This window comes from Oscillibacter valericigenes, from assembly GCF_021531435.1.
Classification (GTDB): domain Bacteria; phylum Bacillota; class Clostridia; order Oscillospirales; family Oscillospiraceae; genus Oscillibacter; species Oscillibacter valericigenes_B.
Genome location: NZ_JAFBIS010000026.1, coordinates 1 through 12,060 on the forward strand (window position 1 = coordinate 1; position 12,060 = coordinate 12,060).

The 12,060-nt window shown below is 47.0% G+C and carries 8 protein-coding genes; 2 read left to right on the forward strand and 6 right to left on the reverse strand.

Features of this window, described 5'->3' with window-relative positions; genetic code table 11:
- Positions 1-77: 77 nt before the first annotated feature.
- Positions 78-1,478, forward strand: a complete 1,401-nt coding sequence (locus JQM68_RS11620; RefSeq protein WP_235223169.1) for a restriction endonuclease subunit S — start codon at positions 78-80, stop codon at positions 1,476-1,478.
- Here JQM68_RS11620 and JQM68_RS11625 read toward each other — a convergent pair.
- Positions 1,471-2,061: a restriction endonuclease subunit S domain-containing protein gene (locus JQM68_RS11625; RefSeq protein ID WP_235223170.1), complete on the reverse strand. Its 591-nt coding sequence runs from the start codon at positions 2,059-2,061 to the stop codon at positions 1,471-1,473. The two genes, JQM68_RS11620 and JQM68_RS11625, sit on opposite strands and share 8 nt — an antisense overlap.
- Positions 2,062-2,122: 61 nt before the next feature.
- On the opposite strand from JQM68_RS11625, the gene JQM68_RS11630 reads away from it, so the two are divergent.
- A complete protein-coding gene (locus JQM68_RS11630) occupies positions 2,123-2,932 on the forward strand; it encodes a tyrosine-type recombinase/integrase (protein ID WP_235223171.1) in 810 nt (269 codons plus the stop codon).
- Positions 2,933-2,968: 36 nt separating this feature from the next.
- Here JQM68_RS11630 and JQM68_RS11635 read toward each other — a convergent pair whose 3' ends face one another.
- The 5 genes from JQM68_RS11635 to JQM68_RS11655 form a co-directional block, all read right to left on the reverse strand.
- Positions 2,969-4,537 (reverse strand): restriction endonuclease subunit S, encoded by a 1,569-nt coding sequence (locus JQM68_RS11635; protein WP_235223172.1) that lies wholly within the window; start codon positions 4,535-4,537, stop codon positions 2,969-2,971.
- Positions 4,537-5,967, reverse strand: a complete 1,431-nt coding sequence (locus JQM68_RS11640; protein ID WP_235223173.1) for a type I restriction-modification system subunit M — start codon at positions 5,965-5,967, stop codon at positions 4,537-4,539. The genes JQM68_RS11635 and JQM68_RS11640 overlap by 1 nt, the downstream gene beginning before the upstream one ends.
- On the reverse strand, positions 5,964-9,224 hold the full coding sequence (gene hsdR / locus JQM68_RS11645; protein WP_235223174.1) for a type I restriction-modification system endonuclease: 3,261 nt from the start codon (positions 9,222-9,224) through the stop codon (positions 5,964-5,966). Before hsdR ends, JQM68_RS11640 begins: the two co-directional genes overlap by 4 nt.
- A gap of 65 nt (positions 9,225-9,289) precedes the next feature.
- Positions 9,290-10,213, reverse strand: a complete 924-nt coding sequence (locus tag JQM68_RS11650; protein WP_235223175.1) for a restriction endonuclease — start codon at positions 10,211-10,213, stop codon at positions 9,290-9,292.
- 13 nt (positions 10,214-10,226) lie between these two features.
- Positions 10,227-11,690 (reverse strand): RNA-binding domain-containing protein, encoded by a 1,464-nt coding sequence (locus JQM68_RS11655; protein WP_235223176.1) that lies wholly within the window; start codon positions 11,688-11,690, stop codon positions 10,227-10,229.
- Positions 11,691-12,060 lie beyond the last annotated feature (370 nt).

The following is a 12,060-nucleotide window of genomic DNA, read 5'->3' on the forward strand; positions in this document are numbered from 1 at the left end:
GTCCTCGTGGACGCCCGCGAAAGAATGAAGATCACTCTGCTGAACTTCTATAGTCCGACAAACTGGGAATCTATTAATTGAGCGCAGTACATAATTTACATTATGAGAAGTTCGCTGACGGAAGCGTAAAATGCATTAAGGATGAGATTCCATTTGACCTCCCGGAGGGATGGGCGTGGGAGCGTTTGTCAAACCTTGCTGCATTTTCCGGTGGGAAAACCCCTTCAACTTCTCATTTGGAATATTGGGGTGGAGATGTTCTTTGGATAACATCCAAAGATATGAAAAGCAAATATATAACTTCCTCGCAGTTGCGATTGAGTGTATTAGGCGCCGAGCAAATGCAGATATATCAGCGCGACACATTGCTGTTGGTCACTCGCAGCGGAATCCTACGACATACATTGCCAGTATCTATTCTTAAAGAATGCGCGACAATCAATCAGGATCTGAAAGCCATTGTCCTGCACATGCCTCAGCTTGCAGAATATATCTATTCGTGTTTAAAAGCCATGGAGGCACAATTGTTGCTCAAATACACCAAGTCAGGAACAACCGTTGAGAATGTAAACTTCGATGAATTTCAAAAGGTGTTACTCCCGATTCCTCCTACCCAACAAATCGATAGAATAATATCTGCCACTGGTGATGCCGAACGTGTTATTTCTACTATCGAAGATGATAAGGCTGCATTGGCTGAATATATAGTAAAGGCCAAAGCCAAAATTCTCGACCTCGCCATTAGAGGCCAGCTTGTACCGCAAGACCCTGCTGACGAGCCTGCTTCCGTTCTGCTGGAACGCATCAGGGCAGAGAAAGAAGAGCTCATCCGGAAGGGCAAAATTAAGCGGGATAAGAAGGAATCTGTCATCTTCCGTGGTGAGGATAACTCTTATTATGAGAAGATGGCTGATGGAAAACTGCATTGCCTTGATAATCAGCTACCTTTTGAGCTTCCTGATGGTTGGGAGTGGTGCAATCTTTCTATGATTGGCACAACAAACATTGGGCTCACATATCGTCCGACTGATATAGAGCCAGGTGGCATCATGGTTTTGCGTTCGTGCAACATCGTTAACGACCAAGTTGACTTGAGCGACTTGGTTCGTGTTAAAACCGCTGTCAGAGAAAATCAATTTGCACAGAAGAATGATATTTTGATTTGTGCCCGAAATGGGAGCAGGTCGCTTGTAGGTAAATGTGCGCTAATTCCAGATTTGGGAGAACCCGCATCCTTTGGTGCATTCATGGCGATATATAGGACAGAGTATTTTGAGTTTATCGTGCATTACCTTCGTTCAAGTTTCTTTAGAAGTGTATTCGATGATAGCAATTCCACCGCTATCAATCAACTTACGCAGGATATGCTAAAGCGGGCTATTGTCCCACTTCCTCCGTTATCTGAACAACGCAGAATTGTTGAAGCGATTGACGCAATGCTTTTTGAACTCAATCAAATAGAAAAGGGCCTCAGTTGAGGCTCTTTTCTACATTCTCGACCAGAGTGAACACTGTTTCCAGTTTGGCGCAAATGGCTTGCTGTTCTCCTATCGGCGGTACCGGGTAGAGCCAATTTTCTATGTTGTCCTTGCTTATAGACGGAGAATTATCTCCTTTCATATACTGATTTAGACCATTGACTACATAACCCGATATCATCAGGAAAGACATAAATTCGGGCAGAAACACACCGTTGGAGTTGCAGACATAGAAACCGGTCGATGCGATACAGTTGCTATGCTTCTCCTCAACAAGTGCAATATTTTCAAGATATGGTCTGACCAACGAAAACAAAACACTTCCATCTTTTACAGCACGGCTCGCCCGACTTGGGGCATCAGGCACTGGAAGGTGCTTTGCTTCCTTGATGCGATGGAGTCGATTGTCGATGGCATTAATGTCGATATAGTCGAAAAAATCGCCCTGGGGCTTTATGCTTTCCATACCTTCAAAGCAGGAATATCCTCTGCACCAAGCCCAGCCTTCTGGCAATTCAAAAGGTATTTCATCGCTGATATTTTCGACCTTGCTACCAATCTTCTCATAATAAGAGATAGTCACATATTTCCCCTATAATATTAGCGCGATAAACTCGCAAAAATATTATTGGGAGGCGCCTTTTATGAGGACAAACGAAACATTTGAGCAACACCTAAGAAAGAGCAATCTTTCGGAAAACACTATCCATTCCTATCTCTGGACGGTCGATTTTTATCACGTCCACTATGATGGAATCAGCAAGGAAAACCTGCTGGCCTACAAAGGGTACCTGATGGAGTTCTTCAAACCCAAGACCGTCAACCTGCGCATCCAGGCAATGAACAAGTATCTGGAATTCTTGCACAAGGATCGGCTGCGACTCAAGTCAGTGAAGGTACAACAGAAAAACTTTTTGGAGAATGTGATCAGCAACGCCGACTACAACTTTCTAAAAAAGCAGCTCAAGAAAGACGATAACATGGAGTGGTACTTTGTGGTCTGGTATCTGGCTGCGACAGGGGCGCGTGTCAGCGAACTCATCCAAATCAAAATCGAGCATGTGGAGCTCGGCTACTTTGACCTGTACACCAAGGGCGGAAAACTGCGCAGGTTATACATACCCAAGAAGTTAAGGACGGAAACTCTTGAATGGCTGGAGGAAACACACCGTTCCTCCGGATATTTGTTTTTGAATCGCTATGGTGAGCGCATCACCACCCGCGGAATATCACAGCAGCTCAAAAACTATGCAGACAAATATGGACTGGATAAAAAGGTTGTATATCCGCACTCCTTTCGGCACCGGTATGCCAAGAATTTCCTGGAAAAGTACAACGATATTGCTCTGTTGGCTGACCTAATGGGCCATGAGAGTATTGAAACTACACGCATCTACCTTCGTAGGACTGCCAGCGAACAGCAAGCTCTGGTAGATAAAATCGTCACATGGTAAAGGAAACAGCCGCCTTCTTTCGAGGGCGGCTGTTGGTCAAGATAATGCTTTTTCAATTTGCTCCACCTGAGCAAAAAGGCTTTTGATAGTATTTGCGATCCGTTTTTGTTCTTCGATTGGAGGTAACCCGTAAATCAAGTTTCCTATTACAGAGGAATCTACCGTGGGAATAACGGCTCCTTTGTGGATTTTAGAAAAGTCAATAGAGGAAAAGAGAAAGAAAATAAAATCCTGATTCAATAGTTTTGATGGAGTAAATACCCCCGTGTTCAAATCCACTACAGACGCATTCGCAAGAATTCTTTTTTTGTTCGTTAGAACAGCACCGCCATTTTTGGGAAATACGAATGAGCCACCATCAAATAAGGGGCCAGAGTACAGAGCGTTAATATAGCAATCTGCATACTGCAAATACAACCCATTCCCCGGCGTACTCATATCGGCAACCTTGAAGTAAGGCACAGAACCGTTGGTGCTGAGTTGATCTGGCTTTGGCGTTTTTCCGGAAGTAATCGTAGCAATGTCCTTTAAGGTTATCCAGCTCCAACCGTCAGGCAATTCAAATCCCAAATACTCAGCGATATCGACAGAAACTCCATCTATCATAGCATAATAAGAGTTATCCTCACCACGGAAGATGACAGATTCTTTCTTGTCTCGCTTAATTTTACCCTGCTGGATCAGTTCTTCTTTCTCTGCCCTGATGCGTTCAAGCAGGACAGAAGCAGGCTCATCAGCAGGATCCTGTGGGACAAGCTGGCCACGGATTGCAAGGTTGAGAATCTTTGCTTTGGTTTGGGTAACTAAATTTTCTATGTGGCCCTTTTCTGCCTGAATCACTGAAATGGCAGGAAGGATTTCAATAATCTTAGATGCAATTCTAACTTGCTCGGTGAAAGGCGGTATGGGAGTCAAGAACGCACCAAGTTTCTGTGCATTAATATTTGACTGATTCACACCATCAGTCTTTACGGAATTGCAATACGCTTTTGCATAATCGCTATTCATCACGGCATTTAGATATTCCGTATTGATAAAGGCCCGTAATCTAATAAGATAACCGGCATAAATTGCGGGTATATTTCCACGATATATCGCTGTTTTGCCAACCCATTCAGAACTATTGGTTCGGTTGAAAAGCAAGTCTCCCTTTTCGAGAGTATATTTTTCTATGTCATCATTATCTGAAGAAAAGACAAGGTCACCGTAGTCTATTTCGCCAGCCTGAATATTACCCATGCGCAGAACTGCGATACGACCAGAAGCTGAAGATTTTTTTGCGGTACCATAAGGCAAGTCTTCCGCAATAGAGAATATCCTTGCCCACGCCCAGCCATCCGGCAGCTCAAACGGGATCTCATCCTCAATACATTTCACGCTGCCGTTGGCGAACTTCTCATAATGTAAATTATCTTCACCGACGAAGATAATGGTATCGTTCTTAATGTCCTTGGCTTTGAGCTTGCCGTCCTTGACCATCTGCTGCTTCTGCTGGCGAATACGCTCCAGCAGAACAGAAGCCGGTTCATCGTTAGGGTCCTGCGGAACCAGCTTGCCGCGGATGGCAAGGTCAAGCACCTTTTGCCGTAATGCTTTCGTATCCATTACTCATCTACCTCGCCGATCAGTTCTTCCAGAGCAGCCACAGCCTTGGCGATGTTGGCGGACTTTTCCTTGATCTGATCCAGCAGTTCAGAGAGGGTGTAATCCTCGGTTCCGCTGTCAGACTTCATCCAGGTGATATCCAGGCTGGTCTTGTCGCGGGCCAGGATCTCCTCATAGGTAAACTTGCGCCATCTGCCGTTGGGATTTTCTGCACTGTAGGTTTCGTTGCGGGCGGACAGGTCGCCATCTTTATAGCACTCGACGAACTCGTCAAAATGGTTTTCCTTCAGAGGATTGGTCTTGCCGAAGGAGGGCATATCGGAGCGCAGGTCATAGAACCAAATCTCACGGGTGTTACCTTTGTCCTCACGGCCACGGGTGAAAAACAGCACATTGGTTTTGACGCCCTGAGCATAGAAAATGCCGGTGGGCAGACGAAGAATGGTATGCAGGTTGCACTTCTCCATCAAGTCGCGGCGAATGCGCTCACCATCACCGTCAGCGAACAGGACATTGTCCGGCAAAACAACTGCCGCACGAGCCTTACCCGTCTTATTCAGGCTGCGGTAGATGTGCTGCAGGAAATTCAACTGCTTATTGCTGGTGGGGAAAGTAAAGTCATCACGGGTAGCACGTTCTCCACCTTTCTTGGTGCCGAAAGGCGGATTGGTCAAGACGACATCGTAACCCTTCATTTCCTTACCAAAGTTGGACAGGGTATCTCCAAGATAAATGGGGCCGCTGATATCGTGCAGCATGGCATTCATCAAAGCCAGACGATGGGTATCATGCACCAACTCACAACCGGAAAAAGCCTGAGTACGTTGGAACTCCTGCTGATCCACAGGTAGTTCAAACAGGTCATCGGTATGGTCTTTGACATAGCGGTCAGCAGCGATCATAAAGCCGAAAGTACCGCAGGCCGGGTCGTTGCACCGCTCACCGGGCTGGGGCGCAATAAGTCGGGTCATGACATTGATGAGAACGCGAGGCGTGAAATACTGTCCGGCGCCGGACTTCTTCTCCGTCGCATTCTTCTCCAACAGGCCTTCGTAAAGATTGCCCAGTCCTTCTTCCTTGGCACTATACCAGTCGAACTGATCGATGGTCTGGATGATCTTCTCCAGGTTCTTAGGCTCGTCGATGTTGCTCTGTGCGCCCTGATAGATCTCTCTGACACGGCCAGTGCAATTCTCACCCAGATGCTCCAGCAGTTCCTTGTAGAACTTCTTCAGTTCCACGCCCTGTTTGGTAATAAGCTTGTCCCAACGATACTGCTCCGGGATGGCTCCCTCGGTACCGGTTTCCTTGCACATTTTCAGGAACAGAATATAAGTCAGTTCCGTAACATACTGCTGATAAGTAATACCGTCATCCCGCAGCACATTGCAGAGATTCCAGAGTTTTGCTACGATTTCCTGATTGTTCACGCTATGCTTCCTCCATCTTCATAGAGATACTCGTTCAGTTCCGTAATGATCTCGTGTAGTTTGCCGCCAAAACGGCGGTCAATGATGGTAAATCCACCTGCGTTCTTGAAAGCGCCTACTTCAAAAATCTGCTCATCCAGCACGCTTTCTTCCAATAGCACCTTTTCGATACGCTTGAGCCAGTCAAGCTGGGTCTTATTGAAATCATGGTTGACCTGAAGCTTTGCAAAAGCGTGCTTTACTCGCTGCTCGTGACTAATCAAAGCAGAGCCAAGAGCCTGCTGGCGAATAAAAGCAATAATATCGGCCACAATGTCCTGATTGGTCATCTCATTCCATGCGGAGTTCAACTGCTTCTCTGTGAAGTCATGGCGGTCAAGCTCCAGTTTTAGGCTCTTGAGGGCTTCCCTGGTGAGTTCGGACGGTTTGGTGCATACCGTGCGGAGTGCAGCAATGGCGTTCATATTGTTATTGATGAACTCCTTGAATGCTTCCAGATAGTCCTCCGGCTTCTGGCCTTCGCCGTAACCGCGGGTGTGGTCAATCAGCTCGTCCGCATGATTATCAATGACAACCGGGCGCTTGCGGTGGGTCTTGTCCTGATCCAGCACAGAGAACGCCTCACGGTGACTCAGCAGTTCGGCAGTGGCCTCCTTAACAGTACTGCTGTTGAGGTGTTCCGCAAAAGCACCCAAATCCTTGCCACCTGCAAGGTAGGCAAACTGCTCCAGCACATCTTTACTCACATTGCGGCGCTTGCGCTGCAGTTTGGCAACGATTAGGTCAATCTGATAGGCGAGCTGCTCATCGGTGGATGCTACTTCCAGTCCTTTCATTAAATTCTCAAAGCTGGCAGAGGGATTGGTGACAACCGGCTTCATGTTACTGACATCCTGTAAGGATTCATACACGCCCACAGGGTCATAGATCTCAAAGTGAGTTTTGCCGATAGCGGGACACAGTCTGGTGGCACGGCCCAGCATCTGCTCGAACAGGATGCGGGATTTGATGCGGCGCATGAAGACCAGAGTGGTGATCTCCGGCACATCAATGCCGGTGGTCAGGAGGTCAACGGTGACTACGATTTTGGGCAGAGACTCGTTCTTGAAACGCTTGATTGCTTCGGAGATTTTCTTCTTGTTGCCGCCTGCCACGCTTCCGGTGATCTTCATGACGGTATCGTTGTCAACGCCGCCCTCTGCGTAGATTTCCTTCAAAATCTTTACGATGAGGTCAGCATGGTTGTCATCAACAGCATAAATGAGGGCCTTTCCCTGACCATCCGGATTGAAGTCCCAGGCGATTTCTTCGAGGACAGTTCGGTTAAAATTTTCCGTAATAACCTGGCGATTGAAGCTGTCGATTTCAAACTTCATATCATCTTCCAGTTCGGCGCTGTTGAGTACCTCACCGGTAACCGGGTCGTAAATGGCAAGCTGTTCGCCTTTCCGGTAGTTGATACCTTCCACACGCAGTTTGGTGCGGATATTGTGGGGCGCATCATGGTCGACCAGATAACCGTCAATGACTGCTTCACGGTAGGAATAGTTAAAGACGGGCTTGCCAAATATCTCAGTGGTATGAAGCGCCGGGGTTGCGGTCAAGGCGATCTTCACTGCATCGAAATATTCGATGACGGTGCGGTATTTGCTGATATAGTCGTCCTGGTTACGATAGAGCATTTCCGTTTCGCTCATTTCTTTGTCCAGGATGTAGCCACGGTGCGCTTCGTCGACCACTATCAAATCGTAGTCCGTTACAGAGGGCATGGTATCGCTTTCGGGATAGAGAATCCTTTTGACCAAGCTCTGTACTGTGGCGATATGTATCTTGGTTTCCTTATCAATTTCCTTTTCATCCAGCCCCTTGATGTTGTAGATGGAATCCAAGGTCATCAATTCTTCAATTTTTACTTCTTTGAAAACATCCTCGGCCTGTTCGCCAAGTGCGGTGCGGTCCACGAGGAACAGAACACGCTTAAAACGGTCACTCTTAATAAAGCGGTAGATCATACCAAGGATAGTACGGGTCTTGCCGGTACCAGTCGCCATGGAAAGCAAAACAGTCTGTTTGCCGTCAATGACAGCCTGCTCCGCTGCTTCGATAGCGCTGATCTGATACTTGCGTAGGTTCAATCCATCCGGATCGCGCAGTAGATCAAAGGGGGTGTTCTGGAGCGCAGCGTTGGCGGCGGCAATGTCCTTCTCAAGCTGTTCCATCAGACCCTGTGGGCTGATCCAGCCTTGCAAGGCCTTGGGCGTATTGGCTCCATTGCGCAAATCCAGACACCAGATACCAGATTTGGTTTCAATCTGCTTCAAATACTTGCGGCCATTGGTCGCAAAGACAAATGGGACTTTATATGCACCCCACTGGCCGATAACGTAGTCCTTGTGTTCGGCTTTAATGCCCTTGGCATATTCCTTGCACTGGTGGTCAATCACAGAGGGAATGTCGATAGCTGCTTTCTTGGCTTCCACAATGCCGACAAGTTTAAGCCCAACGAACAGGGCGTAGTCCGCATAGCCGTTTTTGCCGACCGTAGAATCAGTGGGCCATTCAGCGATAGCAAGATTTCTGCCTTTTTGAGGCCGGATGCCTTTGGAATAGCGCAGACTGTTGGTGTCAGCTTCCCAACCAAATTTGCGAAGTTGCTCATCGATTAGATAGCGGGTTTCAGCTTCGGAGAGTTTCATGCTCTCAGATACAGCTTCAGCTTTCTCGGCCCGCTCATCCGAAGTCTTGTTGGATGCGGCAGTAGAGACGGCTTCCACCTGTTTAGAAAGCGCGGCGATCTTTTCTTCCTGCTCCTTGATGATAGCCTCATAGTCCGGTTGGGCCACATTTTCGGGCATGACAAAAGCAGGGGCAATATATCCCCAGTCACCATATACCTCCATGAACCAAACGGCCAGGTTATAGGTCATGGAGAGCAGAGTCTTTGCATCCTCCACGGAGTCAGCACCAGCGTGTACGGCATCGTTACGAGTTTTGCGAAGCGCATACAGGATGTCGTCAATTTTCTTGGGAATCAGGCCTTCTCGCTTCAGTAGACGAATCCGGTTGGCGTGGGTGTTGTCAATAGTTGGCTCTTTAATATGCTCGAAAGCAAAAATCTCAAGAATCAGACGCTCACCGAACATACCCAGCTTATATAGGCATGCGTTGGGATCGGAATACACATAACTCTCCGCTGCTGCACCAATCTGAGCCAGTGCTGGCCAGTATCTATTGAGAAATTCAAAGTTGGATTTCATGTGCGTCCTCCTAACTTTAACGGCGCTTCGGATAAATTGATATTATCGGAAGTTAATAAGCAAAACTAATCGATATCTTCGGCAAAAAAATCTGTATCGATTCGCTTAATTCTGTACGTAGCCTCGGTAGATACGCCGAGGTTATACTCAATCATCAACTTTGCCAGTGCGGGCCCATCAACAAGAACAATCTTGGTAGTATGCTGCTTCTCGGCGTATTGGCGTGCTTCCTTTGTGAACTTAGCTGTTGTAATAAATAGCCCCTTTGCTGCTCCTTGTCCTGCTAAAGCACCAACGAATTTTTGGATCTCAGGTCTGCCCACTGTCTTGTCACAGTCCCAGCGTTTTGCCTGAATGTAAATGAGGCTGAATCCTAATTTATCTTCCCGGATGATTCCATCTATTCCCTCGTCTCCAGATTGACCAATTACTGTCCCAGCGTTTTCAACTGAGCCTCCATATCCCATCTGGGTCAAAAGCTTTACCACTAAATGTTCAAAAAATAATGGTGTTTGTTTCATCACTTCGGCCAAGATATCATCAACCAATGTAGCATTAATCCGTTTGAACGCATCATCGAGGATATCCTGCGGCGTTTGGCTGGACAGTGCCGCCACATGAGCTGGTGTAGTTGTTCCATCAGAATTGGGCGAAAGGAACTCACGGAATGACTCAAAACGCTGAAGATAAAGATTATCAATTTTTTGAGGGTTTTCAGCAAGAACTTGCAGGCCAATGGGCGTAATGATATAAACACCGCGAGAAGGGCTTTGTATCAGCCCCGCTTTTTTCAGATAAGTTCTCGTCCAGCCGATGCGATTGTCGAAAAGCGGCTGCTTTCCGCTTGGCAGCATCTCTTCTCGTTCTTTTGCTGAAATATCAAATACGCCCGCAATAATATCCTTAACTTCTTTGGACTTATGTGCCTGCCCGTCTGCTAAGCAGTCGAGGAATGCACGATACATTTCATCATACTTGGGAATTGACATTTCGCATTCCTCCTTATGCCTTCAGCTTATAAATGCGGTTTCGATTGCCGCCATCTGCAACAACAGATCCTTCAGCAATCATCTCGCTGAGTATCCGCCTCGCTCTTGCATCTTTCACGCCCAGCATATTGGAAATATCAGAACATTTTGCCGAAACATGATCTGTGAGATATTCAAGGATGGCTATTTTCTGCGATGCTGTTTTTGCAGTGACTCCTCTATCACCACTTTTTATCGCTACTTTTTTATCGCTATTTTCTTTTTTGAGTAGCGATAACGACAATACGATTCTATCCGGTTCAGAAAACTCGGTGATAATCGGCTCTCTCCAGCTTTGCTCACGCCAGACACGGAAAATATTCGGGATTCCACTTCCGGCACGCTCACCAATATCGATCAGATTGAACATTTTCAGCATGGCTCCGTTACGGGGATCAGAAACACCACCGCTCTTTGCCGCATCGATCTCAATACGAAAGCCGCCGGGGTTGGCCATGGTGATGCTGCCCCGCTTTTTGATAATGACCAGACCTTGCCTGCCGTAATAATCGGCATTGACCAAACAGTTGGCCAGCGCTTCGCGCAGAGCCTGATGCACTGTAGTATCATCCACTCTGGTACCGCCGTCCATTTTAAACGGCACTTTGATGTCCTGAATCAGCTTGTTATAGACGCGGAAGTAGAAGTCGTACACATTGCCGCTCCAATCACCAGAGGAAGAAATGATTCGGTCGGTCCATCTCGTGTCGGCATCATATTGTTCCTGATAATCCAGAAAATAGGCATTGAATTCGCGCACAATGTCATACTCGTTGCCGAACATAAGAAGTCCCGCAGAAGTGGGATGCTTCTTTCCATCAGAGCCGATACCAACAGCGCCCAGCTTCAGAAGAAAGTCTTCATCCTCCAATGCTTCCCACACATGACCAGGACGGGAGAGGCGCATTCTCTGGCGATAACTGCGGATGCTCTCTCTGTTGAACACCGTCAAGTCCATTTCGTTGAGAATGAGCATGTCCTGCGTTTTCACGGATGCGTCGCGCACCATGGCCTGATATTCCTCTTTGGTACAGCGATAGTCACCTTCCACGTTACGTCGGTAAGTACAGAGTGGATTGCCGTCCACATACACCGGTTTATAGGAGCGTTCCGCACGGGGAACATTGACAACCACGATATGATTGCCATCAACCTCCTGAACGAATACATCTTTGGAGGACAGGACATTTACACTGGTCTTGTTGGGATTGTTAACGATATCCCAGAACTCCTTGATGAGTCTGTCGGGGTCTGGCAGATCCACCGTATGCAAAGATTTATCTTCCCATTCTTCCACGCCCAGCAGGATAATGCCGCCGTGGGTGTTGGCAAAGGCAGAGTATGTTTCCCAAATGCTCTTAGGCAGACCACCAAGTGCTTTCTTCGCCTCAATACGGTTATTTTCCCGATATTGCTCAATTTTAGAAAAGTCAATCATGATCTTCCTCCTTTAGAGCTCGATGATATCGCAGAAGTCGCAGTCCGGCACAGTAACAATTCGCATTAGAACTCTGTGCTGGCATGCTGGTTCTTGTCCAGTTTGGAAAAGGCGGCAGCAGACATGATGTCAGCCAAACGCAGATCCTTCTTCTTCATTATTTTTATCATTCAGAAGCTTCCACAGCTTGTTTTAGAAATCGCCAATGTAACATCTTATTCTTCGATGATTATACTGATACAGATTAATTTTAACATACAAGCACAGTTTTGTCTATTTAAAAACCATTTTTTGGATTTTATCTTCTGTTTCCAGCAAGGAAGTTTTTAATCAAATTTGTGTAAAAAGGCTGTGGCTGCGTTGCTGACAT